The 24,767-nt window shown below is 71.6% G+C and carries 23 protein-coding genes and 1 riboswitch; of the genes, 12 read left to right on the top strand and 11 right to left on the bottom strand.

From position 1 onward, the window contains the following. Positions 1 to 14: 14 nt before the first annotated feature. Positions 15 to 1,457 (bottom strand): LCP family protein, encoded by a 1,443-nt coding sequence (locus tag OG782_RS35750; RefSeq protein WP_406459449.1) that lies wholly within the window; start codon positions 1,455 to 1,457, stop codon positions 15 to 17. Positions 1,458 to 1,716: 259 nt separating this feature from the next. Here OG782_RS35750 and tatA point away from each other — a divergent pair, with 259 nt between their 5' ends. Together tatA and OG782_RS35740 are read left to right on the top strand one after the other, a co-directional pair. Further along, a complete protein-coding gene (tatA, locus tag OG782_RS35745) occupies positions 1,717 to 1,881 on the top strand; it encodes a Sec-independent protein translocase subunit TatA (RefSeq protein ID WP_406458289.1) in 165 nt (54 codons plus the stop codon). Between the two features lie 157 nt (positions 1,882 to 2,038). Beyond that, positions 2,039 to 2,614 carry a TerD family protein gene (locus OG782_RS35740; RefSeq protein ID WP_406458287.1) on the top strand — a complete coding sequence of 192 codons (576 nt, stop codon included), beginning with the start codon at positions 2,039 to 2,041 and terminating at the stop codon, positions 2,612 to 2,614. Positions 2,615 to 2,836: 222 nt separating this feature from the next. Here OG782_RS35740 and OG782_RS35735 read toward each other — a convergent pair whose 3' ends face one another. The 4 genes from OG782_RS35735 to OG782_RS35720 all read right to left on the bottom strand — a co-directional run bounded on the left by OG782_RS35735 (position 2,837) and on the right by OG782_RS35720 (position 7,426). Further along, positions 2,837 to 3,265, bottom strand: coding sequence for a DUF742 domain-containing protein (locus OG782_RS35735; protein ID WP_406458286.1), 429 nt, complete (start codon positions 3,263 to 3,265; stop codon positions 2,837 to 2,839). Positions 3,266 to 3,282: 17 nt separating this feature from the next. Beyond that, positions 3,283 to 3,720, bottom strand: coding sequence for a roadblock/LC7 domain-containing protein (locus OG782_RS35730; RefSeq protein ID WP_406458284.1), 438 nt, complete (start codon positions 3,718 to 3,720; stop codon positions 3,283 to 3,285). Further along, the gene (locus tag OG782_RS35725) at positions 3,717 to 6,392 is read right to left on the bottom strand and encodes a nitrate- and nitrite sensing domain-containing protein (RefSeq protein ID WP_406458282.1); all 2,676 of its coding nucleotides are present in this window, start codon (positions 6,390 to 6,392) and stop codon (positions 3,717 to 3,719) included. The genes OG782_RS35730 and OG782_RS35725 overlap by 4 nt, the downstream gene beginning before the upstream one ends. Positions 6,393 to 6,556: 164 nt before the next feature. Further along, positions 6,557 to 7,426: an MHYT domain-containing protein gene (locus OG782_RS35720; RefSeq protein ID WP_406458280.1), complete on the bottom strand. Its 870-nt coding sequence runs from the start codon at positions 7,424 to 7,426 to the stop codon at positions 6,557 to 6,559. Positions 7,427 to 7,585: 159 nt separating this feature from the next. Between OG782_RS35720 and OG782_RS35715 the strand changes: the two genes are divergently transcribed. Next, the gene (locus OG782_RS35715) at positions 7,586 to 8,185 is read left to right on the top strand and encodes a class I SAM-dependent methyltransferase (protein WP_406458278.1); all 600 of its coding nucleotides are present in this window, start codon (positions 7,586 to 7,588) and stop codon (positions 8,183 to 8,185) included. Positions 8,186 to 8,245: 60 nt separating this feature from the next. Here the strand turns inward: OG782_RS35715 and OG782_RS35710 are convergent, their stop codons facing one another. Further along, the gene (locus OG782_RS35710; RefSeq protein ID WP_406458276.1) at positions 8,246 to 9,148 is read right to left on the bottom strand and encodes an oxygenase MpaB family protein; all 903 of its coding nucleotides are present in this window, start codon (positions 9,146 to 9,148) and stop codon (positions 8,246 to 8,248) included. A 159-nt stretch (positions 9,149 to 9,307) separates the two neighbouring features. Between OG782_RS35710 and OG782_RS35705 the strand changes: the two genes are divergently transcribed. Further along, entirely contained in the window at positions 9,308 to 9,616 is a 309-nt protein-coding gene (locus tag OG782_RS35705) for a hypothetical protein (RefSeq protein WP_406458274.1), read from the top strand. Positions 9,617 to 9,714: 98 nt separating this feature from the next. Beyond that, positions 9,715 to 10,713: a hypothetical protein gene (locus OG782_RS35700; RefSeq protein WP_406458272.1), complete on the top strand. Its 999-nt coding sequence runs from the start codon at positions 9,715 to 9,717 to the stop codon at positions 10,711 to 10,713. A gap of 96 nt (positions 10,714 to 10,809) precedes the next feature. Here OG782_RS35700 and OG782_RS35695 read toward each other — a convergent pair whose 3' ends face one another. The 3 genes from OG782_RS35695 to OG782_RS35685 all read right to left on the bottom strand — a co-directional run bounded on the left by OG782_RS35695 (position 10,810) and on the right by OG782_RS35685 (position 12,698). Continuing rightward, complete coding sequence (locus tag OG782_RS35695; RefSeq protein ID WP_406458270.1) at positions 10,810 to 11,352, bottom strand: MOSC domain-containing protein; 543 nt, start codon at positions 11,350 to 11,352, stop codon at positions 10,810 to 10,812. Between the two features lie 15 nt (positions 11,353 to 11,367). Further along, entirely contained in the window at positions 11,368 to 11,550 is a 183-nt protein-coding gene (locus OG782_RS35690) for a hypothetical protein (protein ID WP_406458268.1), read from the bottom strand. 95 nt (positions 11,551 to 11,645) lie between these two features. After that, the gene (locus tag OG782_RS35685) at positions 11,646 to 12,698 is read right to left on the bottom strand and encodes a fatty acid desaturase family protein (protein WP_406458266.1); all 1,053 of its coding nucleotides are present in this window, start codon (positions 12,696 to 12,698) and stop codon (positions 11,646 to 11,648) included. Between the two features lie 255 nt (positions 12,699 to 12,953). Here OG782_RS35685 and OG782_RS35680 point away from each other — a divergent pair, with 255 nt between their 5' ends. From OG782_RS35680 to OG782_RS35660, 5 genes are all read left to right on the top strand, one after another. Next, complete coding sequence (locus tag OG782_RS35680; protein ID WP_406458264.1) at positions 12,954 to 15,866, top strand: DEAD/DEAH box helicase; 2,913 nt, start codon at positions 12,954 to 12,956, stop codon at positions 15,864 to 15,866. Beyond that, positions 15,863 to 17,236 carry an SWF or SNF family helicase gene (locus OG782_RS35675; RefSeq protein ID WP_406458262.1) on the top strand — a complete coding sequence of 458 codons (1,374 nt, stop codon included), beginning with the start codon at positions 15,863 to 15,865 and terminating at the stop codon, positions 17,234 to 17,236. The genes OG782_RS35680 and OG782_RS35675 overlap by 4 nt, the downstream gene beginning before the upstream one ends. A gap of 320 nt (positions 17,237 to 17,556) precedes the next feature. Continuing rightward, positions 17,557 to 18,147 carry an N-acetylmuramoyl-L-alanine amidase gene (locus OG782_RS35670; RefSeq protein WP_406458260.1) on the top strand — a complete coding sequence of 197 codons (591 nt, stop codon included), beginning with the start codon at positions 17,557 to 17,559 and terminating at the stop codon, positions 18,145 to 18,147. Positions 18,148 to 18,402: 255 nt separating this feature from the next. Beyond that, positions 18,403 to 18,549, top strand: a riboswitch (SAM riboswitch). 36 nt (positions 18,550 to 18,585) lie between these two features. Continuing rightward, positions 18,586 to 18,651 (top strand): putative leader peptide, encoded by a 66-nt coding sequence (locus tag OG782_RS35665; protein WP_406459447.1) that lies wholly within the window; start codon positions 18,586 to 18,588, stop codon positions 18,649 to 18,651. 268 nt (positions 18,652 to 18,919) lie between these two features. Beyond that, positions 18,920 to 19,600 (top strand): glutathione S-transferase C-terminal domain-containing protein, encoded by a 681-nt coding sequence (locus tag OG782_RS35660; RefSeq protein ID WP_406458258.1) that lies wholly within the window; start codon positions 18,920 to 18,922, stop codon positions 19,598 to 19,600. Positions 19,601 to 19,633: 33 nt separating this feature from the next. Here OG782_RS35660 and OG782_RS35655 read toward each other — a convergent pair whose 3' ends face one another. After that, positions 19,634 to 20,242, bottom strand: coding sequence for a helix-turn-helix domain-containing protein (locus tag OG782_RS35655; RefSeq protein ID WP_406458256.1), 609 nt, complete (start codon positions 20,240 to 20,242; stop codon positions 19,634 to 19,636). Between the two features lie 154 nt (positions 20,243 to 20,396). Between OG782_RS35655 and OG782_RS35650 the strand changes: the two genes are divergently transcribed. Both OG782_RS35650 and OG782_RS35645 read left to right on the top strand, forming a co-directional pair. After that, complete coding sequence (locus OG782_RS35650) at positions 20,397 to 21,626, top strand: benzoate/H(+) symporter BenE family transporter (RefSeq protein WP_406458254.1); 1,230 nt, start codon at positions 20,397 to 20,399, stop codon at positions 21,624 to 21,626. Between the two features lie 93 nt (positions 21,627 to 21,719). Further along, positions 21,720 to 23,513 carry an ABC transporter ATP-binding protein gene (locus tag OG782_RS35645; protein ID WP_406458252.1) on the top strand — a complete coding sequence of 598 codons (1,794 nt, stop codon included), beginning with the start codon at positions 21,720 to 21,722 and terminating at the stop codon, positions 23,511 to 23,513. A 33-nt stretch (positions 23,514 to 23,546) separates the two neighbouring features. Here OG782_RS35645 and manD read toward each other — a convergent pair whose 3' ends face one another. Then, entirely contained in the window at positions 23,547 to 24,761 is a 1,215-nt protein-coding gene (manD, locus tag OG782_RS35640; protein ID WP_406458250.1) for a D-mannonate dehydratase ManD, read from the bottom strand. Between the last annotated feature and the right edge of the window lie 6 nt (positions 24,762 to 24,767).

Raw genomic sequence — 24,767 nt, 5'->3', positions numbered from 1 at the left:
CCGTCCGCCATGTGTCAGCCGTACGAGAGGTCGCTGCACGGGTCGTCGGCGGCCGAGCGGGCGCCGTCGGCGACGGCGGACGGTACGGCGTCGGGGTTCGCCGCCGTGGGGGCGGAGGCGGGACCGGCCGTGGGCGCGTCGGCGTAGTCCCGTCCGACGATGACCTGGATTCCGGCGCCGGCGGATTCCTTGATCCGCGCCCCGGCGAAGAGCCGTGCCGTGGTCCCGGCCTCGGCCCGCAGGCCGGGCCCGTACACGATGACGGTCGCCTCCTGGTCCTGGGAGTTCGCGGTGGCCGTGCCCGTGACGGTGAAGCCGTGGGTGCGCAGCATCCCGGCCGCCCGTGCGGCGAGCCCGTTCACGGTGGTGCCGTTGTAGACGGCGACGTCGATGCCCTTGCCGGAGACGGAGGCCCCCGGAGCCAGCGTCGCGCCCGGTGCCGGTCCGGTGGGTGAGGCGCTGCCATGCGATGCGCCCGCTGTGTTGCGGCCGTCGAGCGTGCGGTCGGCCTTCAGTGCCGCCCACAGCTCGTCGGCTTCCGGTTCCACGATGGCGACGCGGGCGCCTTCGTAGCGCCAGGGAACGGTGACGAACTCGGTGTTGCGCAGGTCGATGTTCTTCATCGACATGATGAAGTCGAGCAGTTTGTCGGCCGATCCGAGACCCGGGTCGACGGTCATCGCTTCGGTGGCCGCGTTGGCCAGCGGCAGCAGCGAGGCGGGGTTCAGGCCCCGGGATCTGACCTTCTTGACCAGGGAGGCGACGAAGGCCTGCTGCCTCTTGATCCGTCCTATGTCGGAGCCGTCGCCGATGCCGTGCCGGAGGCGTACGTAGTCGAGGGCACGCTGTCCGGAGACCGTCTGTACCCCCTTGGAGAAGACGAGTGAGCCCCGGGTGGAGCGCTTGGGATTCAGGTCGCGCTGGTAGATGTCCTGCGGGAGGCAGGCCGGCACGCCGCCGACGGCCGAGGTCAGCGCGGAGAATCCGGCGAAGTCGACCACGATGGTGTGGTCGACCCGCAGGCCGGTGAGGTGTTCGACGGTGTTCTGGGTACAGGCCGGATTGCCCTGGGCGGTCTGCCCCACGGAGAACGCCTCGTTGAACTGACTGTGGTGCTGCGGGGCCGTCCAGCCGCCGTCGGGCTTCTTACAGGCCGGGATGTCGACCAGCGAGTCGCGTGGGACGGACACGGCGACGGCGTGCTTGTGGTCGGCGTAGACGTGGAGCAGGAACACGGTGTCGGAGCGGCCGACCTCGCCCGTGGCGCCGCCGAGTCCGCTGTTGTCGCCGGAGCGGGTGTCGGAGCCGATGACGAGGACGTTCTGTCCTGCGGACGTGCCGGGCGGCCGGTCACCGGAGATGCCGTCGGCGCTGAACGTGTCGATGCTGCCGTTGAGTCTGAGGTAGCCCCAGCCGGCGCCTGCGACCAGCAGCACGAGAATCGAAAGCCCGGTCATGGCCGTCCGCCGCAGCCGGCTTCCCTGTCCCCCGGTCGCCGCCCCCTTGTGACTGCTTGTCATCGACCGCCCCGTTCATCCGGCTGTCATGGAGGGGGGACTGCCGCCACCCCTGCATGGTTGTACAGTTGCGCAATGTAGCAAGTGTTGGTGTCCACCTGGACCGGCCGGACCCGTCCATCGTCGTGCCGATCCCCTGTCCACACACACCTGCTGGAAACATTGACCGGAAGACACCTGAAGAAAGGGCGTGAGGCGCATGCTGCGCAACGGCCTGGAACCCTGGCACCTGTTGGTCGTGGCGATCGTCGTGCTGGCGGTGTTCGGCTCGAAGAAACTGCCGGACACCGCCCGCGCCCTGGGCAAATCCATGAGGATCCTGAAGAGTGAGGCCAAGGCCATGAAGCAGGACGCGCCACAGTGAACCGCGCAGCCGCGGGCTCCGTGCCGCTCCATCACTTCATGGATTGCGCAATCAGGGAACCGCAGGGAAGGCGCCGTCGTTCTTTTCGGTGGCGGCCGGACAAGCGCTGGTCGAACGAGCACTGATCAGCGAATCACTGGATCATTGGAGGAAGTTCATGGGTGTGACCCTGGCCAAGGGCGGTAACGTCTCCTTGTCGAAGGAGGCGCCCGGCCTGACCGCGGTGACGGTCGGCCTGGGCTGGGACGTACGGACGACAACGGGCGCGGATCACGACCTCGACGCGAGCGCACTGCTGTGTTCGAACGCCGGCAAGGTCCTCTCCGACCTGCACTTCGTCTTCTACAACAACCTCAACAGCCCCGATGGTTCGGTCCAGCACACCGGTGACAACCTCACCGGCGAGGGCGAGGGCGACGACGAGTCCATCAACGTGGATCTCGCGGGCGTCCCCGCGGATGTCGCGAAGATAGTCTTCCCGGTCTCCATCCATGACGCGCAGAGCCGGGGGCAGAGTTTCGGCCAGGTCCGTAACGCGTTCATCCGCGTGGTGAACCAGGCCAACGGCGTGGAGCTGGCTCGCTACGACCTCAGCGAGGACGCGTCGACGGAGACGGCGATGGTGTTCGGCGAGCTGTACCGGCACGGCGCCGAGTGGAAGTTCCGCGCGGTCGGTCAGGGTTACGCCTCCGGGCTGGCGGGCATCGCGTCGGACTACGGCGTCAACGTCTGACACCTGGGCACCTGACCAGAGCGCGACCGGGCCCCGGTCCTCACCCCGGAGTACCGGGCGAGGACCGGGGCCCGCACCGCCAGTGACGGCAGGGGCAGGACCGGCTCGAACGCGCAGGGCACCTCCGGCGCGTCCGGACTGGTTCGAGCGCGCGGGTCCCCTCCGGCGGGTCGGGACAGCGGCGGCGGGCGCGGCGACGGACCACCGGCGCGCGGCGCGCTCTCAGAGCGCCCGCAGACCGTTGATCACCTCACGGAGGATGCGCTCGTCGGGCAGCTGGGCCGGCGGCACGGGGCGGCTGACCTTCACGTAACCCGATTCGAGCAGATCGCCCAGCAGGACGCGCACGACGCCGACGGGCAGGTCCGCGTCGGCGGAGAGTTCGGCGACGGACTGGGTCTCGGTCCGGCAGAGGCTGAGCAGCGTACGGTGTTCGGGCCCGAGCAGCCCGTCCTCGGTGCTCCCGGACACGGTGTCGTCGAACGTGACGAGCGCGATCAGGTCGAAATGCGCACCGCCCGGACCGGGTTCGGTCCGCCCACCGGTCATGGCGTAGGGACGGACCAGCGGGCCCGCTTCGGCGTCGTACCACTGGCTGCCGGGCAGCTCGTACGGGTCGGGGGCCCCGAGGCCCCCGTCGTTCCTGGACATGGCGGACTCAGGCCTCCTCAGCCGGCTGCCGACGACTGTCCGGCGAACCGCGCCGGTGTGCGCAGGTGCTCGCCGACGCGTTTGACGAGGCGGGCCATCTCGTAGGCGACCAGGCCGATGTCGGCGAACGCCGTGCTGAGTACGGCGAGGCAGGAGCCCTCCCCCGCGGCGGCCACGAACAGGAATCCCTCGTCCATCTCGACCATGGTCTGGCGGACGTCTCCCGCCCGGAAGTGGCGCCCGGCGCCCTTGGCCAGGCTGTGGAATCCGGAGGCGACCGCCGCCAGGTGCTCGGCGTCCTCACGGCTCAGCGCGCTGGACGCACCCACTGCCAGTCCGTCACCGGAGAGCACGACCGCGTGCCGGACCTCGCCGACCCGGGTCACCAGATCGTCCAGCAGCCAGTCGAGCTCGCCGGACCGGCCGTGTGTCCCGGTTCTCTCGTTCGCGGTCATGCGGGGTCTCCTTCGCTGGGCGGGCGGGGTTCGGTGGAACCGGGGCCGGGCGGCCGGGTACCCGGGGCCAGGCCGCCGCCGCGCACCCAGCCGGTCCGGTAGGCGGTCATCCGGTCCCTGGCCTGCTCAGGGGTGCGCCCGGCGGCGGAAACGTCGCTCCGGTCCTGCTCCCGGGGCGGCTCGGGCACGGGTTCCTCGCGCAACTGCGGGACGAGGCTGGCCTGCCGCACCCGGCGGGGCAGTCCGTCGTCGTCATCCCGGTCGGCGTCCGGGGGCGGGGCCGGGGGCGCCGTGCGGGTCTCCTCATTGGTGTCCGCCCGGCGGGGACGTCCGTGCAGCGAGGTCACCCGGGCGGTGGGGCCGGTTCGGGACTCCAGCGCCGGCGCCGGGACCGGTGCGGGGAAGGCCGTGGTCTGCGCCCGCACCGCCCGGGGGCCCGGACCGGGGCCGAACGGCGCCCGTTCGTGCTCGTCCCGGCGCTCGGCCGAGGAAGAGGCCTTGCGGGGTGCGGCCTCTTCCTCGGCCGGCGGCAGCGCACTCTGCAGCAGGGCCGTCGGCAGCAGGACCACGGCCGTCGTGCCGCCGTACGGGGAGGTGCGCAGCTGGACCCTCACCCGGTGCCGGACGGCGAGCCGGCTGACGACGAACAGGCCGAGCCGGTCGCTGTCGAAGAGGTCGAGCGCCTCCGCCTGTTCGATGCGGCGGTTGGCGTCGGCGAGGAGTTCGGGTCCCATACCGAGCCCGCGGTCCTCGATCTCCAGTGCGTAGCCGTTGCCGACAGGTTCGCCGGTGATCCGCACCTTGGTGTGCGGGGGCGAGAACTGTGCGGCGTTCTCGACGAGTTCTGCCAGCAGATGGGTGAGGTCGGCGACCGCCGTGCCCTTCACCGCGCCGTCGGGCAGCCGGCTGACCTCGATCCGGGCGTAGTCCTCGATCTCGGAGACGGCGGCCCGCACGACGTTGGTCAGGGACACCGGCATCCGCCAGGCCCGCCCCGGTGCGGCGCCGGACAGGATGATCAGGCTCTCGGCGTGCCGCCGCATCCGGGTGGTGAGGTGGTCGAGCCTGAAGAGGTCGCTGAGCTCGTCCGGGTCGTCGGCACGGCGCTCCATGCTGTCCAGGAGGTTGAGCTGACGGTGAACCAGCACCTGGCTGCGGCGCGCCAGGTTGACGAAGACGCCGGAGATCCCGTCCGCGAGCTCGGCCCGTTCGACGGCGGCGCTGAGGGCGGCCCGGTGAACGGTTCCAAGTGCCTCGCCGACCTGGCCGATCTCGTCGTGGGAGGCGAGCCCCGGCGGGGCCTCGGCCCGGATGTCGAGTTCCTCGCCCGCGCGCAGCCGTTGCATGGCCAGGGGCAGCTTGCGCCGGGCGATCTCCAGGGCGCTGTTGCGGAGGCTGACCAGCTCCACGACGAGTGCGCGCCCGATGCGTACGGAGATCACCAGGGAGGCGGCGACGGCCACACAGCCGAAGATCACGGCGGCCCCTGACGGGCTGAGCAGCCCCTGGGCGACGGGGTCCGCGCGGTCGGCGACCCGTACACCGGCGCCGGTGGCGATGCGCTGGAGTTCGCCGCGCACCTCGGACGCCGCCTGCCGCCAGGCGGTGTCGGGCACGGCGCGGGCGGCGTCGCGGCCCGGGGCGGCGGCGAGCACCTTGTCCTCGGCTGCCTGGATCCTGCTGTAGGCGGGCTTGGCGGTGAACTCCCGCCAGACGGTGCGTTCACCGGCGGGCAGGTCGGCGCCTGCGGTCTCGGTGAGGCTGCGCCGGGTGTCCACCGCGCCGGTGAACAGCCGCAGGGGGCGGTCCTTCAGGGTGCCGGTGCGGGCGGCCGTGGTCAGCAGGGCGTCCTCGCGGGCCAGCATCTCGTCGGCGCGGGCGAGTTCGAGCAGGACGCGGGCGTCGGAGCCGAGAGCATCGTCCTGGATGCCGGTGAGTGCTCCGGAGACGGCGAAGGCGGCGGTGACGGTTTCGGTGTACCGGTCGTACACGGCGCCCTCATCGCTCGCGGCGGCTTCATCGCCCGCATCACCCATATCTCTCGCGGCATCCTCGCCTCTCTCAGCAGCCCTGTCGCTCGCGGCACCCTTGCCCGTCCCTTCGCCGGCGCGCAGATCCTGGGCGAGGCCCAGGAAGCGGTCGAGGCGTCCGGCCACTCCCCCGGGCAGGCTTCCCGTCTCGCCGATGGTGTGGCCGTCGTCGAGGCGCAGTGCGCCGAGTGCGGTGTCGGTGCGCCCGGCCCGCTCCCGCAGAGCGGAGGCATGCGGACCACTGGGATCGGCCGCTTGGAGCATGGCCGCCGTGCGCTCGCTCTGCAGCGCGGCGACGGCTGCCGCCACCGGCGCCCGCACCTCCTCGTCGACGCGCTGCAACTGCCGCAGCCTTGCCACGTCCTGGGCCGTGGACACGGTGGCGAATCCCCACAGGGCGAGCAGGGAGACCACCGGCACCATGAGCAGCGAGATGATCTTCGCGCGCACGGTCCTGGGCCGCAGCGTCCAGCCGCCGCGCGGGGCGGATATGCCGTACGCGGGCAGCGGTCCGCCCTGCTCGGCGCTCTCGTCGGCCGGCGGCCCGGCGTGCGCGCGGCGGCCTCGGGCGGGCGGTGCCGGCGGGGTGCCGGGCCGGGCGTCCGAGGCACCGGTGTCCGGGCTCGTGCGGGGTGGGCGCATGGCCTCCTCGTTCCGGGTCGGAGCTGAGCGGGTCTGAGCTGAGCGGATCGGAGCTGAGCGGGTCGAATCCGGGAGGGGCGAAGCCGGGAGGGCCGTCGGCCGGCCGGTCGAGGACGGGCCGGTCGAGGACGGGAGGCCCGGAGCCGGTCGGGTCGGCCCGTCCGTCACCGGGTGCCGGCGGGTGCGGTGCCGGGGCTGCGGCCGGCGCGCCGCGTTCGGGTGCCGGGGCCGCGTCCGGCCGGTACGGCCGTTGCCGTGGAAGCCGGGTCCGCGGGTGGCTGCGCACGCCCGGCGTCGACGTACGCCGCGCGTTCCGGGGCGGTCGGGGAGAGGGCCACGAACGCCGAGGTGAGGAAGAGGTACGAGCCGAGCCCGACGGCGAGGGGGAAGATGAACTGCATGGCGGTGGCCCCGTGGAGGGTGCTTCCGGAAGGCGTCACCCGCACGGTCACGGCCAGCATCCCGGTGTAGTGCATGCTGCTGACGGCCGCGCCCATGACGAGCGAGGCGAGTGCCACGGCGCGAGGCGACCTGATGTTGAGCGCGGCCCACAGTGCGGCCGTCGCGGCGATGACCGCGATGACGACGGAGAGGACGACCCGCAGCGGGTCGTAGTGGACGGTGCCGTGCAGCCGGAGTGCCGCCATGCCCAGGTAGTGCATGCTGGCGACGCCCAGCCCGGTGGCGAACCCGCCGAGCAGCAGGGCCCGGGTCCGGTCGCGGCTGTAGCCGACGGCGAAGACGCCGCCGCCGACCACCACCATCGCGCCGAGCAGGCTGAGCAAGGTCAGCGGCACGTCGTAGCGGATGTCGGTGCCGTACACCCCGAAGCCGAGCATCGCCACGAAGTGCATGGTCCAGATGCCCGAGCCGATGGCCGATGCGGCCGTGATCAGCCAGTTGCGGCGCGAGCGCCCCGTCGTGTCGAGCGCACGCACGGTGCAGCTCAGGCCGAGCGCGGCGCCGATGCAGGCCATCGCGTACGACAGCAGCGGTGTCAGCCAGCCGAAGGTGGCGTGGTCCAGGTGTCCCATGACTCGGGGACGCTAGTCGCGCCGGAGCACGCGCCCGGGGCACATTCGAAAGGTGCCGAAATATGACAGAGAGATGTTCCCGAACGATCGCACCGTGGTCGAACGTGTACACCGATTCACGACGTTTCGTTCGGGCGACGACTGCGCGATCATGTCCGTATGGCCGATGACCACACACACGTCCAGGACTTCTTCACCGCTCGGGCCGCGGACTGGGACAGGCGCTTTCCCGACGACGGTCCGGCCTTCGACACCGCGGTCGTGGCGCTGGGGCTCCGCCCCGGCGATGCCGTGCTCGACGCCGGATGCGGCACCGGCCGGGCGATGCCGGCCCTGCGGGCGGCGGTCGGGCCCGGGGGCACGGTGCTCGGCGCCGATCTCACCGCGGCCATGCTGGAGACCGCGGCGCGCGCGGGGCGTGGCCACGACGGGCTGCTGCTCCAGGCCGACGCGGCCCGGCTGCCGCTGCGGGCGGGGACGCTCGACGCGGTGTTCGCGGCCGGCCTGATCTCGCATCTGACCCGACCGGGGCCGGATCTGGCGGAGCTGGCCCGGGTGGTGCGGCCGGGCGGGCTGCTGGCGCTGTTCCACCCCATCGGCAGAGCGGCGCTGGCCGCGCGGCACGGCCGGCGGATCACCGACGGCGATCTGCGGGCCGAGGCCAACCTCCGTCCGCTGCTGGCGCGTTCGGGCTGGACGCTGCGCTCGTACGTCGACGAGGAGGCCCGCTTCCTCGCCCTGGCCGAGCGGACGGCCTGACGGCTGCCCCGCCCGGCCCTGCTCGGACACTCCGCTCGCGCGCGGCCCCGCGCGTTCCGTTCACCCGGTCTGCGTGTCCGGTCGGCCGGGTTGCCGGACCGGACAGCCACCGGCCCCGGGTGTGGGAAACGTGCCGAGTGCGGACACCTCGTATCCGCGCGGGTAGCCCCTGATCTCCGGATTCTGCCGGGCGTAATGAGGGGAAGTGCGCGGCGGCAGCAAGCGCACGGCGCGCGCCCGCAGACGCAGAGCACCCCGGGTGAGGCCGCGGGCCACGGGGCCCGGACGCTCGTACCGGAACGCCCGCAGCAGCGAGTCGTCGAGGAGGGCGACACTCGCGCCGCGCAGGAGCGGTGCGAGGGGGCGCGGGTACCAGGACGCCATCAGCTCCAGCGTGGCGTCCGACACCGAGCGCGCGCCTTCGTCCCAGCCGAAGTGTTCGTTCTCGTAGGTGTCGAGGGTGTGCTCGAAGTCCTCGTACGTCCGCGGCAAGTCCTTGATCCCCATGTGGGCGCCCAGGGTCCGGTAGTACGCGGCGCACGCCCGCAGTTCGTGGTCGCAGAGACGGCGCCATCCGTACCTGTCGAGCCACCGCTTCGGGGTGACGACGAAGGTGCACAGCACGTAGCGCATGTTGTCGTTGCTGATGTCATAGCTGTTGTGCATCCGGTTGATCCGGCGGATGGCCGCACGCCCCGGTTCGCTGTCGAAGCCGTGCTCGACCACGGTGTCCAGGAGCAGCGCCGTGTCGTCGTACCGCTTCTGCGAATGGTCCGTCAGTTGTGCTGTCCGCGCGAGGAGTCGTCCGATGGCCGGGACGGCATAGGTTCGGTAGAGGGCCAGTTCGAGGGCGCGGGCAATGTCCCAGGGGAACTCGTATGTCGCCGTGATCCGGTAAATTTCCAGGAAGTCACGCTCCGGATCGAGGCGTTGGATTTCCTTCAGCCGGTCGAAACGCTTCACCGCACCGCCCTCTCGTCCAGGTCGAGTGTCCAACCCTATGTCCGCGGGCAAGACGGTCAGGAGGCGCGCCGCACGGGGTACGGCTGGTGCTCACGGCATCTGCCCCTCATGTGTGCGCGTCAGTCGCACAGCACGCACATCAATGAGAGGCGGTTCCCCATGACCGACGTGATCGGCATATTGCGCAGAGCCGTGACCCCCGGCCGCAAGGGCGCCCGGACCGCCGCCCCTACGCGGGCACCGGAACGCAGACAGCACAACCTCTTCGAGGCGGCCGCGACATTCGTCGCGGCGTCGGCGGAGGACGACCAGGAGCGGATGGACGAGGCAAGCGACTGGGTGTCACCGGAGCAGCTCTCCTTCGGTGTCAGCGAACTGGCCTGCCGGGCAGTCATCGCACTCGCCCGCGAGCGCGACGAATCACCGCAGGCGGTGGCACGCACCCTGCTCGGTCTGACCGACGACTGAGCCGGGCCGTCCGGCGGACGGCCGGAGCCTGACGTCCTGCCTTGTCAGGGCCTCGACGAGCGGGTTACCCACTGGTTAAGGTGCGCCGACGGACAACCATGACGGACGAGGAGGGTGCAGTGGCCGGGACGGACAACACAGTCGCCGACGACGACGCACTGTATGTGCTGACTGCGGTCCTGCTGACCCCTGCGCAGTTCCCGAGCGTGCTCGGCGACGACTACCCGGCGGCGTGTGCGGCACTGGGCCTGCAACCGTACGCCGAGGGGTACGGCCTGGTCATGGGCCAGGACGCCGACGGTGCGCGGTGGACCGTCGTCGTCGACGACGTGTCGCTGGTGGCCGTGGCGATAGCGTCCTGGGACTGCGGCATGGAGTACGACCTCTCGCCCGATGACCGTTCGGTCGTCAGCGCGCTCCCCGGCTGGCCGCTCGCCGTGGCCGTCGCCGCCCCCGGGGTGGCCGCCCCGCACGACCCGGCGCCGGACCCGGAGGCGGACGGCGTGGACCTGCCGCCGCTGTCCCCGCCCGACACCGATGCGTGGGGGCCGGCCCAGCGGCGTCTGGGCGCGGATGCGATCGCGCTGCACTGGGCAGTCTGGCGCGAGCAGATCGACGACGCGACCGTGTTCGCGCCGGGCGGCGACGGAAGCCCGGCGGGACGTGGGGACGCGAGCACGGACGGGGACACGGACGGGGACACGGACGGGGACACGGGCGAAGGCACGGACGGGGACACGGGCGAAGGCACGGGCGCAGACACGGATGTCTCCGTCGCCCAGGACCCGGAATCGGCGCAGAGCGTCGAGGACGCCCCCTCCTCCGGTCCGCATCCCGGTGTACGACGGGCTCTGGCCGAGGCACACGCCTATGTGGAGTCCCCACCGCCGCCCGGCCGTGTCCGGTCGTCCTTCGCGTCCGGCGACGCCCGGATGATACGGGCGGACGGCCCCGGCTGGTCGATGGTCGCCAGGACGGACGACATCGCGTTCCTCCTGCTGGACGAGGTACCGGGAGAGATCCTGACGGTCGGGCGCGGGACCGCGCTGCCCGGGCTGCTGAAGTCCCTGGACGCCCTGGCCGTCCGGCCGTCCTGACCGCTCGCCCCGCCTCGTCCCATCTCGCCCCGTTCTGAAGGTCGCACGTGTGAGCCCCGGGATTCAGGATCCCGGGGCTCACACGTCAGTACCGCCTCAGACGCGCTCCAGCGGCCGGTGGGGTCCGGCGGGGAGCTCGGTCCTGACCGGGTCGCCGGGCCGGACCACACCACCCGTCACGACCACGCTCATGATCCCGGCCTTGCGGACGATGTTGCCCGCCTCGTCCCGGCCCACGACCTGCTTGAGCAGACCGTCCTGGAAGTGGTCGATCTGGAGGCAGGGGTTGCGCAGCCCGGTGACCTCGACGACCGCCTCGTCGCCGAGGTGCAGCAGCGTGCCGACGGGCAGGGCCAGCAGATCGACACCACGGGTGGTGATGTTCTCCCCGAGATCACCGGGGGCGACGTCGAAGCCCGCCTCGCGCAGTTCACCGAACAGCTCTTCGTGGATGAGATGAACCTGCCGCAGATTCGGCTGGGTGGGGTCCTGAGCGACCCTGGAGCGGTGCTTGACCGTCACTCCGGCGTGCACGTCCCCTTCCACTCCCAGCCCGGCCAGGAGTGTCACACCGGCCCGGTTCGGCTTGGTGAAGGTGTACGTGTCGTTGCTGCTCACAACGGTGACTGTCCCGCTCACTGCGGAGATCCCCTCTCAGCGGCCTATTTCCTTGCGAGTGATCCTACGGAGCCTGCGCCGCTGACCTGGATCCAGTGCCAGATAGGCGATCGCGGGAACTCCGACGAGCACCAGCAGGGACAGCCAGAACCCGATGAACGGCATCAGGACGACCGCGACGACAACTCCCCCGATGGCGATCTTTGCGCTGTTCGACATCGTCCACGCCTCCTTCGCGGCCAGTGGCCGCTTCTGATGTGAGAACGCTTGTGCGTGCCCATCGGTTCCAGCCACCCCGGACTCGTCCGGGCCGGTCACCTCAGGGGCGCGCCGACCTCGTGCATATGCGCGAGGGCCTGGCGGTAGGACTCGATGAGTCCGGTCTCCGCGTACGGCATGCCGAGCGCCTCGCAGTGGGCCTTGACCAGGGGCTGCGCCAGCCGCAGGTGCGGGCGGGGCATGCTCGGGAAGAGATGGTGCTCGATCTGGTAGTTGAGCCCGCCGAGGAACCAGTCGGTGAGGACGGCGCCGCGCACGTTGCGCGAGGTGAGGACCTGGCGCTGCAGGTGGCCCCAGCGGTCCCCGTCGGGGTCGGGCATCTCCATGCCCTTGTGGTTGGGGGCGAAGGCCATGCCCAGGTGGAGGCCGAAGAGCGCGTGGTGCACGAGCGCGAACACGACGGCCTTTCCGGGCGACATGACCGTGAGCAGCAGTGTGGCGTAGAGGCCGAGGTGGGCCACCAGGAGCAGGGCGGACAGCGCTCGCTCCCGGGCGGGCTGCTGTCGCAGGTACTGGAATCCGGAGATCTTGAGGGCGATGCCTTCGAGGAGCAGCATCGGGAAGAACAGCCGGGCCTGGTTGCGGGTGAGCCAGCGGGCGAAGCCCTCACGCTGGGCCGCCTGCTTCTGGGTCCAGACCAGGGCACCGACGCCGACGTCCGGGTCCTTGTCGATGTGGTTGGGATTGGCGTGGTGACGTACGTGCTTGTCGTTCCACCACGCTTCGTTCATGCCGAGCAGCAGGTTGGCGTGGACCAGGCCGATGGCGCGGCCCGCCCTCCGGTCGCCGGATATCTGGGCATGGCCCGCGTCGTGTCCGAAGAAGGCGGTGCGGGACCAGACGATGGCGAGTGGCAGCGCGAGCAACAGGGTCCACCACGTGTTGCCGAGGAGGACCACTCCCGTGAGAACGGCGCCCAGGGCGAACAGATTGGCGGCGATGCCTGCCGCGTACCAGCCGGTGCGCCGTTCGAGGAGTCCCTGCCCCTTGACGGCTCGCAGCAGTGGCGCGAAGTCACTTCCTGTACTTCCGGCACTTCCGGCACTGTCGCGGATTCGTTCCGCGACGGTGGTTGCGGCCTGAGGCATGATGTCTCCGGTCTTAGGGGTGCGCTGACCTGATGAAACGTACGGGTCGCAGATATATAGCAGCCATGGAGCCACCACCCCGATTCCGGTGGGGCCAACCCCCTCATTCCGGAGGGGGGCCGGCCCCACCCGGCCGACATATCGGACACGGATGAGTGATTTGAATCACAGGACGGTGACCTCCGTCCCCGATTCCGGTGGAGTACCCTCGGCGACCTCGACCCACTAGTCAAATTTGAGGACTCTGACATCGCTGTGCACCGCCTCCCCGCAGCAACGCTCTCCGAGATCTCCGCACTCGCCCCCTGCTCCGTGGTCTTCCTGCCCTCGGATCCCGCCCGCACCGGGCGGGTCGCCTTCTGGCATCCCGACGGCAGCAGTCCGCCCGATGGCCCCGGAACCGTCGTGGGACTGACGGTGGCCGGTGCCGGCGCGCTGCCGTACGACGTGCCGGCGCGGGTGCTTTCGGTACGGGACGCGCTTCCCGTACTGACGCGTGCCCGCGCGTCGGCACTCGCCTCGCCGGCAGCCGCGTTCTGGGGCGCGGCGGGGCTGCTGGCCCTGCAGTTCGCGGCCCGGGGGCTGTTGCTGCCGGGGCTGAGCGCCACGGATCACGACACATGGCGGGCGGGACCGCTCACCGCGGACGACCAGACACGGATCCGCACCCTTGCCGCGTCCATGCCGCCCACCGCCCACGCGGTGCCGCTCGACGCCGCGGCAAGGCCCCTGCTGCTGCCCGAACCCGAGTGGCTGGTGCGGGCGTTCCTCGACGCGGTGGCCGATTCCCTGCCCCGCACACCTGCCGCGGCCTTCGCCGCCGGCGGCCCGGCGTTCGCCGCCGACGCACCGCAGCACCTGCCCGGTCAGCACGCCTGGGCCGCCGATGTGGCGGCCGGGCACGACGCGGGCGTACGGCTCTCGCTGCGCGTGGAGGTGTCGGGGCTCGACGGGGCCGGCGAGGCGGCCCCGGGCCGTCCGTCCGGACCTTCCTTCCGTGTGGTTCCGCAGATCCACAGTGTCAGCGATCCGGCTCTGGTCGCCGACGCCGCGGAGATCTGGTCGGGCAGCGGCCCTGCCGCCGCGGCCTTCGGTCCACGCGCCCGGATGGACGCCCTGCTGACCCTGCGCCGGGCCGCGCGGAGCTGGCCGCCCCTCACCCCGCTGCTGTCGGCGGCCGTGCCCGACGCGGTGGAGCCGGCCGACGAGGAGATCGCCGACCTCCTCGGTCCCGCCTCACGGGCCCTCGCCGTAACGGGGGTTCAGGTGCACTGGCCCAGGGGGCTGGCCCGCAGGCTCACGGCGCGCGCGGTGATCGGCCCGCCGGACGACGAGGACGGCGCCGGCGCCCAGAACGGGGCCCGGGGGCCGCTGCGTACCGCGACGGACACCGCGGCCCTCCTGTCCGCCGACGCCCTGCTGACGTTCAACTGGTGGTTCGCGCTCGGTGACCAGCAGCTCAGCCGCGCCGAGCTCGACCGGCTGGCCGAGGCCGGCCGGCCGCTGGTGCGGCTGCGCGACCAATGGGTACTGATCGATCCGGACGAGGCGCGTCGCGCCCGGGAGACCCAGGACCGCAAGGTCACCCCGGTCGACGCGCTCGGGGCGGTGCTGACCGGTTCCACCGAGGTCGACGGCCACCGGGTCGAGGTCCGGGCCACCGGCTGGCTGGAGCAGCTGCGGCAGCGGGTCGCGGACCCCGAATCCCGGCAGGCGCGGGACGACGAGCCGCCGGTCGGTCAGCCGCCCGCGCTCGCAGCGACGTTGCGCGACTACCAGCTCCGCGGCCTGAACTGGCTGCACACCATGACCTCGCTCGGGCTCGGCGGCTGCCTCGCCGACGACATGGGGCTCGGCAAGACCATCACCCTGATCGCGCTGCATCTGCACCGGCAGACACTCGAGTCGGCCGCCGGACCCACGCTGGTGGTCTGTCCGACCTCGCTGATGGGCAACTGGCAGCGGGAGATCGAGAAGTTCGCGCCGGGCACCCCGGTGCGCCGCTTCCACGGCGCGTCGCGCAGTCTGGAGGGCCTGGCGGACGGCGAGTTCGTGCTCACGACGTACGGGACGATGCGGCTGGACGCCCCGAGGCTGGCGGCCACGCGCTGGGGCATGGTGGTCGCCGACGAGGCGCAGCATGTGAAAAACCCCTACTCGGCGACGGCCAGGCAGTTGCGCACGATCGGCGCGCAGGCGCGCGTGGCGCTCACCGGTACCCCCGTGGAGAACAACCTCTCCGAGCTGTGGGCGATCCTCGACTGGACGACGCCCGGCCTGCTGGGCCGGCTCGGCACCTTCCGCACCCGCTACGCGCGGGCCGTGGAGGGAGGCAGCGACCCCGCCGCCGCCGAGCGGCTCGGCGCACTGGTCCGCCCGTTCCTGCTGCGCCGGCGCAAGTCCGACCCCGGCATCGCCCCGGAACTGCCGCCGAAGACCGAGACCGACCGCGCGGTCTCGCTGACCGCCGAACAGGCGGGCCTGTACGAGGCGGTGGTACGCGAGACGCTGGCGGCGATCTCCGACGCCGACGGGATGGCCCGGCGGGGTCTGGTGGTGAAGCTGCTGACCGCGCTCAAGCAGATCTGCAACCATCCGGCCCAGTACCTCAAGGAGGAGGAGCCGCAGATCTCGGACCGCTCGGGGAAGGTGGAGCTGCTCGACGAGTTGCTGGACACCATCCTCTCGGAGGGGGCGGGTGTCCTCGTCTTCACCCAGTACGTCCAGATGGCCCGGCTGCTCGAACGCCATCTGGCAGCACGCGGAATCCCGACCCAGTTCCTGCACGGCGGTACTCCGGTCGCGGCGCGGGAGGCGATGGTGAACCGGTTCCAGGCGGGCGAGGCGCCGGTCTTCCTGCTGTCGCTCAAGGCCGCGGGGACCGGGCTCAACCTCACCCGGGCGGGCCATGTGGTGCACTTCGACCGCTGGTGGAACCCGGCGGTCGAGGCGCAGGCCACCGACCGTGCGTACCGCATCGGGCAGACCCAGCCGGTGCAGGTTCACCGGCTGATCGCCGAGGGGACGATCGAGGACCGGATCGCTGACATGCTCGCCCGTAAACAGGGGCTCGCGGATGCGGTGCTCGGTTCCGGCGAGAGCGCCCTGACCGAGCTCAGCGATGCGGAACTGGCCGATCTGGTGGAGCTGCGAGGGGGCGCACGATGAGTGACGGATACGAGGCCGAGGCCTACGCCGACGATTTCGGCGCCGACGAGCCGCAGGACGCGGACACATCGCAGGAGGAGCGCACGTTCGCGGCTCTGCCGCCCGCGCACGGGCGCGGGTTCGCGGAGTCCTGGTGGGGCCGGGCGTGGCTGCAGGCACTGGAGGACACCGCTCTGGACGGTCAGCAGCTGAAGAAGGGGCGGCGGCTCGCCCGTGAGGGCGCGGTCGGCGCGGTGTCCGTGCGGCCCGGCCGGATCACCGCCGTCGTCCGGGACCGGGACGAGCACGCCCACCGCAGCGATGTGCTCCTCCAGGAGCTGGCCGAGGAGGAATGGGACCGGTTCCTGGACATGGCGGTCGAACGGGCCGGGCACATCGCGGCGCTGCTCGACCGGGAGCTGCCGCCGCATCTGGTCGAGGACGCGGCGGCGGCCGGCGTGGACCTGCTCCCGGCGATCGGCGACCTCGACCCGGAGTGCACCTGCGAGGCCTGGGACCACTGTCCGCACACCGCCGCCCTGTGCTACCAGCTGGCGCGCCTGCTGGACCAGGATCCGTTCGTGCTGCTCCTGATGCGGGGGCGCGGTGAGCGACGGCTGCTGGACGAGCTCCAGGTACGGATCGCGGCCCGGGCCGCGGGGCACGAGGCCGCCGGCCCCGGTGACGGTGAGGGTGACGGCGGTACGGACGAGGCCGGGGGCGGTCCGGTGCGCGGGGTTCCTGCGGCACAGGCGTACGCGAGGGCCGATGCCCTTCCCCCGCTGCCGCCGCCCCCGGTGCTTCCCCAGGAGCCGGGCCTGTCCCCCTCGCTGGACACGGAGACGGACCCGGAGCCGGGTGTGGACCCGTCGGCGCTGGAGATGCTGGCGACGGACAGCGCGGTGCGCGCCCAGCGGATGCTGGCGGACGCGCTGGCTCCCGGCCATGAACACCGGCCCCTGCCGACCGCCCTGACGCCTGGTCAGGACGCGGTGCGGCTGGCCGCCGAAGCGCATCCCGAGCCGTGGATCATGACCCGGCTGGCGACGGGCTCCGGACGCCGGCGCGCCGGGCTGCCCGCCGCGGTGCGCGCCTGGCAGTACGGAGGCGCCGCCGCGCTCGCCGTGCTCGACGAGGAATGGGTTCCGGACGCCGCCGGCCTCGCCCGCGCCAGGACTCAGCTCGCCGGAGCCTGGGAGGAGGACGAGGCGCCACGGCTGCGGGCCGGGCGCAACTGCTGGACGGCTGCGGACGGCACCGTTCAGCTCCGCTACGGGCGGGACGGGCGCTGGTATCCGTACCGCAAGGAGGGCGGGTCCTGGTTCCCGGCGGGTCCCTGCGACGACGACCCCGCGGCGGCATGGGCGCAGGCCGGCGCGGCCGACGTCTGACGGCGCATCATGGGAGGGGTACGGGCTGCCGGACTTCCCGTCCGGCTGCCCGCACCGCCCGTCCCGTCCTGAACAGCCCTTCCACTACGCCGGTTTCGGACTCCTGCCGTCTTTCGCCACCGGCTCGTCACCCGTACGGTAGGGGCCGCGAGACGCTCGGCCGTACATCGGACAGCCCATTCCGGTCATCGGACATGAGGGAGTCACGGGATGCCGGGGGAATCGGGTACCGGGCCGTTGCGCGCTGTCGTCGGTGTCCGGACGGATCAACTGCCGGAACCCGGCCGGTTGATCCGTCCCCCCACACAACAGGAGTACGCATGGACCGCAGAAGGATTCTCCAGGGCGCCGCGGCGACGGCCGCGGCTGCTCTGCTCCCCGCCTCCGTCCGGGCCACCGCCGCGACAACGGGGGACACGGACTATCCGTCGGCTCACTGGGTACCCGCGTCGACGTCCAACTACACCGTTTCGACGCGGCCTTCGGCGTACCCGGTCCAGTACGTGATCATCCATGTCACCCAGGAGATGTTCTCGGACGCCGTGGCCATCTTCCAGAACCCGGCGAAGCAGGTCTCCGCGCACTATGTGGTGCGCTCGGCCGACGGCTACATCGACCAGTGCGTGCGGGAGAAGAACATCGCCTGGCACGCCGGCAACTGGGACTACAACACCCGCAGCATCGGCATCGAGCACGAGGGCTACGTGGACCAGCCCGCCTACTTCACCGACGTCATGTACGAGAAGTCGGCGCTGCTGACGGCCTCGGTCTGCGACCGCTACTCCATCCCGAAGGACCGCGCCCATATTCTCGGACACGTCCAGGTCCCGGGAACCGACCACACCGACCCGGGTCCGAACTGGGACTGGGTCCGCTACATCCGCATGGTCAACCTCCTCGGCACGGGCTGAGAAGCCGCCGGTCCCGGGACTCCCCCGGGACCGCACCGTGGTTGTCGCCGCGGCCCGGGAACGGGTACCGGACCGGCCCACCCTGTGCGAGGGCGGCCGGCCGGCAAGCCGCACCATCGCGGACGCTCGCGGCCGTGCGGCGCGTGCCGTGAGCCGGACACGCCCGGGGTAGCATCAACGGCGGTGCCCATCAGGCGAGACAGCAGGTACAGCCTTCTTGACGGAGTCACGAAGCGCGCCGAAACTGGCGTGGACGGTCACGATTGTCAGCGCCGCCTCTGCGGGAACCGCCCCGCCCAGGTGGTCATCGGCCCCGGCCCGCTGGCAGGCAACCCTTCCACCGCGATGGGGTGCCCCGGGTGACGACCGGGTCCCGTCGGTGCGACGGGGCAAGCGTGGTCTCGCGTATCGCGAGTCCTGAAGGCGGGACCGGTGGCAATGCCCTGCAACGGTTTGACGAGGCGCCTGCACATCGATCTGCTGCGCGTCTCCAGCGCCTATTAGTCCGCGAACAGGACACGTACGCCTCCGGTGAGTCCGGCTGCGTACAGGTCCGTTCGATCCGGACCGGTACGCAGGCGCAGTCGCTCCGCATCCGGCCGCCGGTGCCCACGAGGCGCCGGTGGCTTCCTCGTTCCCCCCAGGAATTCCCATAGGGAGAGTCATGCCCGAGACAGCATCGCGCAGTTCGAGTACAGCCGACCCGTCCCCGTGTACCTCGGTTTCACCCGTGCCGGGCTCAGGTGCCGCACGCCTTCGGACCAGGCCGGCCGTGCCGTCCCCGCGCCTCCACAGCCGTATCGGAGTCGGCCTGGCCGGCGGTTTCTACGCCGCACCGCACCGCTACGAGCTGTTCCTGTCGGAGAACTGCCCGCGCTCGCTGCGCATCTCGATCACCCTCGGGCTGCTCGGTCTGCGGGGCTCGGTCGCCACCACGCTCCTGGGGCATCCCGCCGAGACCTCCGGCGCGTACGCCTCATTGCGCAGGGCGTACGAGGCCACGGAGCACCGCTACGAGGGGCCGCTGACGGCACCCGCGCTGTGCGACCGGTGGAGCGGGCGCATCGTCAGCAACCACACGCCCGGCATCCTCCGTGATCTCGCGGGCCTGCTGTCCGGTCACGACGACGCCTGCCCCTCCGCGCTGCACCCGCCGGCCCTCGCCCCGGACATCGAGGCCCTGCGCGATCTGCTGGACCGGGACGTCACCCCGGCGGCCGGGCCCTCGCAGCGGTCGGCGGCCCTGGACCTGCTGGAAGGCCGGCTCGGTCTCCACGACTACGCGCTGGGCGAGGAGCTGACGGCGGCGGACGTGGACCTGTGGGTGGCGCTCGTCCAACTCGGCCCGGCCGGCGCCCTTCGCTCACACCCCCGGCTCAGGGCCTACGTGAGCCGCCTCTCCCGCCACCCCGCCTTCCCGGACAGGAGCGCCGTGACACCCGAAGCGGCGTGAACCGGGGAGCCCGCCGACGGCCGGCGGGCTCCGTCAGGCCGGGCCGGCCGGACCGGTCCCCGACTGCCCGCCGGGGCCCGGCCGCTCCCCCGCGCCCCTGGCCGCCGACGGATAGTTCACGAACAGGACCCCGTGCACCTCGCCCTCCAACGCGCGGTAGATATGGGGCTGGTCGGCCGCCCAATGGGCGCAGGTACCGGGTTCGACACCGACGGCCCCGTCCCGCGGACCGACGACGGCAGTGCCCGACAGCACCATCAGGCTCTCCCGTGTACCGGGCACATGTGCCTCGGACTCCTGGGTGACTCCGGCCCGGATGCTGATCCGGAACACATCGGTGACCCCGCCCTCGTCCTCGAACCGTTCCAGCAGAACCCCGGTGACGGCGGTGCCCGATACGCCGGCGGGATCCGGGGCCCGGGCGCCCTGCGGCAGCGGGTCGCTCAGCACCGCGCTGAGCGGCTGGCCGAGGGCGGTGGCGAGCGCGTACAGGGTCTCCAGCGTCGGGTTGCGCAGGCCGCTCTCCAGCTCCGACAGTGTCCCCTTGCCCACTCGTGAGCGCCGCGACAGCTCCGACAGCGACAGGTCCTGCTCGCTCCGCAGGGCCCGCAGCCTGCGTCCGACGTCCTCGTTCAGTCCCATCGGCGTGCACCGCTCCACTGTCGCGTTGACGGGCATCGGCCCGGTTCTCTAGTGTTCCATAAACAGAACGTTCCGTATACGGAACAGATCGCGGCGCACCGGTCCCTTCCGGCCATCGGCGACGTCCCGCACGGCACAGGGAAGTGGCTCACTCATGTTCGCGCTCACCCGTATACGTTCGGCCGCTCCGCCCTCCGCCGTGGTCGCCGGGCTGATCGCCGTCATGGTCGGGGTCACCAGCTCCGCGGCGCTGGTCTTCACCGCCGCGAAGGCCGCGGGGGCCGACTCGCGCGAGATCTCCTCCTGGATGCTCGCGCTCGGCGTCGGCCTGGCCTGCACCTGCATCGGCCTGTCGCTGCGCTACCGGGCCCCCGTGGTCACCGCGTGGTCGACACCGGGAGCCGCACTCCTCACGACCGGTCTGAGCGGTGTGTCCATGGCGCAGGCTGTCGGGGCGTTCGTCTTCTCCGCGCTGCTCATCCTCGTGAGCGGGGTGACGGGGTGGTTCAGCCGTGTCATGAGCCGGATCCCCGTGCCACTGGCGGCCGCACTGCTCGCCGGTGTGCTGCTGCGGTTCGGCACAGGACTGTTCAGCACGATGCACGGCAGCTTCGCGGTCGCCTTCCCCATGTTCGTGCTCTATCTGCTCGGGCGGCGTCTGCTGCCCCGCTACGCGGTGCTGCTGGCGCTCGCCGCAGGTGTGCTGGCGACCGCGTTCACCGGGGGCTGGCAGCTGGGCAGGGTCCAGCTCTCCCTGGCCACACCGGTCTTCACCGCCCCGGAGTTCGACTGGAAGGTTCTCGTGAGCGTCGGCGCTCCTCTGTTCGTCGTCACGATGGCATCCCAGAACCTGCCCGGTGTGGCCGTGATCCGGGGCGCCGGGTACGACGTCCCGGTGTCCCCCGTCATGACGTGGACGGGCGCGGCCAACGCCGTACTGGCGCCGTTCGGTGCGTTCGGCCTCAACCTCGCCGCCATCACGGCCGCCATCTGCACGGGCGAGGAGGCACATCCCGACCGCGACAAGCGCTATCTGGCGGCTGTGTGGGCGGGCGTCTTCTACCTCTGCGTGGGACTGCTCGGCGCGACCGTCGCCTCCCTGCTCACCGCCATGCCGCACGAACTCGTCCTGGCCATCGCGGGAATCGGTCTGCTCGCCACCATCGAGTCCTCACTGACCGCCGCCCTGGCCGACAAGGCGTCACGGGAAGCAGCCGTGGTGACGTTCCTGGCCACGGCCTCCGGCGTGACGCTCCTGGGGATCGGCTCGGCGTTCTGGGGGCTGCTGGCCGGCCTGGTCACGAGCGCCATCGCCTCGGTGGGACGCGCCGGGGGCAAGGACCCGGCCCCCGAACCCCTGCCGCGCGAACTCGGCGTCCGCTGAGCCCTGTCGGGCAGGTCCGCCCGCCCATCCCCCTGGTGTCCCTTCCGTGGGACGGGGTTGCTCCGGACCGCCGGAGCAGGATGGGATGACCCCATGCAGAAAGCGGTTTCCCACTCCTGCCCCGAACCCCTGGCGTCCTTCGACCACCTGGACCACCGTTACCGCGGCGAGAACCCGGTCCGCACCCTCGGCCACCTCTTCCACCCCGACCGCCGGCTGCTGGCGCTCGCGGTCGCCATCTTCGTCGTGAAGCACAGCCCCATCTGGCTGCTGCCGCTGATCACCGCCACCGTCCTGGACGTCGTCGTCCAGCACGGACCGGAGTCCGGGCTCTGGAAGTCCACCGGCGTCCTCCTGTTCATCCTCGTGATCAACTACCCGCTCCACCAGTGGTACGTCCGGTGCCTCGGCGGCAGTATCCGCCGCATGGGCACCACCCTGCGCTCGGCGCTGTGCCGTCGGATGCAGCAGTTGTCCGTCGGCTACCACGCGCGGGTCAGTTCCAGCGTGCTCCAGGCCAAGGTGGTCCGTGACGTCGAGTCGGTGGAACAGATGATGCAGCAGAGCGCCGACATGGGCCTCGGCGCCGTGGTGACCCTGGTCGGCGGACTCGTCGTCATCGGTGTGCGCGTGCCCCAGTTCCTGCCCGTCTTCCTGATCGTCGTGCCCGCGGCCGGATTCCTCGTGATGAAGCTGCGCGCACGGCTGCGCAGCCACAACGAGTCCTTCCGCCGCGAGGTCGAACAACTCTCCTCCCGCGTCGGCGAGATGACGACGCTCATCCCCATCACCCGCGCCCACGGCCTGGAGCGGACCGCGCTGGGCCGCGTCGACGGTTCGCTGCGCCAGGTGTTCGCGGCAGGTCTGCGCCTGGACGTGATCAACGGCCGCTTCGGGTCCCTGGCCTGGGTCATCCTCAACACACTCGGCGTGCTCTGCCTGACCGGATCGGCACTGGTCGCCTATCACGGCTGGATGCCCATCACCCCGGGCGACGTGGTGATGCTCAGCGCCTTCTTCACCGTCCTGACCGGCTCGGTGACCACGCTCCTCGGTCTGGCGCCCGTCCTGACCAAGGGGCTGGAGTCGGTGCGTTCGGCGGGCGAGGTGCTCCAGGCGCCCGACCTGGAGCACAACTCCGGCAAGGCGCGGGTGGAGCACGTCACCGGCCGCATCGACTTCGAGGACGTCGGATTCGCGTACGACGACGCGGACCCCGCGGTCGACGGATTCACACTCTCCGCGCGGCCGGGCGAGACGATCGCCCTGGTCGGGGCCTCGGGGGCGGGCAAGTCGACCGTCCTCAACCTGCTCATCGGCTTCATCAGGCCCACCTCGGGCCGCATCATGCTCGACGGCACCGACATGGCCGGGCTCGATCTGCGCAGCTACCGGCGCTTCCTCTCGGTGGTGCCGCAGGAGTCGATCCTGTTCGAGGGCAGCATCCGCGACAACGTGACGTACGGGATGGGAGACACGGACGAGGCCACCCTGTTGCGGGCCCTGGAGGACGCCAACGCAATGGAGTTCGTCGCGCATCTGCCGCACGGCCTGGACACGGTGGTCGGCGAGCGGGGCGCACGGCTCTCGGGCGGGCAGAAGCAGCGGCTCGCGATCGCCCGGGCGCTGATACGCGACCCCAGGGTGCTGGTGCTCGACGAGGCCACCTCCGCGCTCGACAACCGTTCCGAGGCCCTCGTGCAGGAAGCCCTCTCCCGCCTCGTGCACGGCCGGACGGTCTTCGTCGTCGCCCACCGCCTCTCCACGATCCAGGGCGCCGACCGCATCGTGGCCATGGAGGGCGGCCGGATCGCGGAGGTGGGCACGCACGACGAACTGCTGGGCCGGGACGGGGTGTACGCGGGCCTCCAGCCCGCGTTCCCCTGACGGGCCGGCGCCGGGGCGGGGCCGTTCACGCCGTCACCAGTCGTGGACGGTGCCGTCCTTGAGCCGGTTGACCGGCAGATAGGCCTGCTCGTACGGGTGCGCCGCCGCCAGCTCCTCGTCCAGTTCGACCCCGATGCCCGGCGCCTCACCGGGGTGCAGGAACCCGTCGGTGAAGGTGTAGGCGTGCCGGAACACCTCCTCGGTGAGCGGGTTGTGCCCCGAGTACTCCTGGATTCCGAAGTTGTGGACGGCGAGGTCGAGGTGGACGGCCGCGGCCATACCGACGGGCGAGATGTCCTCGGGGCCGTGCACGGCGCTCTTCACCTGGTACTGCGCGGCGAAGTCGAAGAGCTTGCGCAGGGGCGTGACCCCGCCGAAGTGAGTGACCGCGGAACGCACGTAGTCGATCAGCTGCTCGGTGATCAGCGTCTGGTAGTCGTACACGGAGTTGAAGACCTCGCCGAGGGCCAGGGGCGTGGTCGTGTGCCTGCGCACCAGGCGCAGTGCCTCCTGGTTCTCGGCCGGTGTGCAGTCCTCCAGCCAGAAGGGGCGGTAGGGCTCCAGGTCCTTGCCGAGCCGGGCCGCCTGGATCGGCGTGAGCCGGTGGTGGGCGTCGTGGAGAAGCGGCAGCTCGGGCCCGAACTCGGCGCGCACCGCCTCGAAGACGGCGGGTGTATGACGCAGGTACGCGTCGGTGTCCCAGTCCTCGGCCAGGAGCCGGACCTGCTGGTGGAGTACGGGAGCGCCCCGGTCGTCCGTGGCGTGCACCCCGTAGACGGCCTTGAGCCCGGGGATGCCCGTCTGGATGCGGACGGCGGGGTAGCCGGCTGCCAGCCGGGCGCGTACGGAGTCGAGGAGTTCGGGTATGTCGCGGCCGTTGGCGTGGCCGTAGGTGGTGACGCGCTCGCGGGAGGCGCCGCCGAGCAACTGGTAGAGCGGCAGGCCGGCTGCCTTCGCCTTGATGTCCCACAGGGCCACGTCCACGGCGGCGATCGCGGCCATCGTCACCGGACCGCGCCGCCAGTAGGCGCCTCGGTAGAGGAATTGCCAGGTGTCCTCGATCCGGTGCGGGTCGAGGCCGATGAGCAGGGGCGCCACATGGTCGGTGAGGTAGCTGACGACGGCGAGCTCCCGGCCGTTGAGCGTGGCGTCACCGAGGCCGGTGAGTCCCTCGTCGGTCGTCAGTTTCAGGGTGACGAAGTTGCGTCCGGGGCTGGTGACGACGACCTTCGCGTCGACGATCTTCATGCGCGC

It is taken from the genome of Streptomyces sp. NBC_00876, assembly GCF_045207435.1.
In the GTDB taxonomy this organism is placed as follows: Bacteria; Actinomycetota; Actinomycetes; order Streptomycetales; family Streptomycetaceae; genus Streptomyces.
The sequence above is the reverse complement of the archived record's forward strand: the minus strand, read 5'-3'. Positions and strand labels throughout refer to the sequence as shown.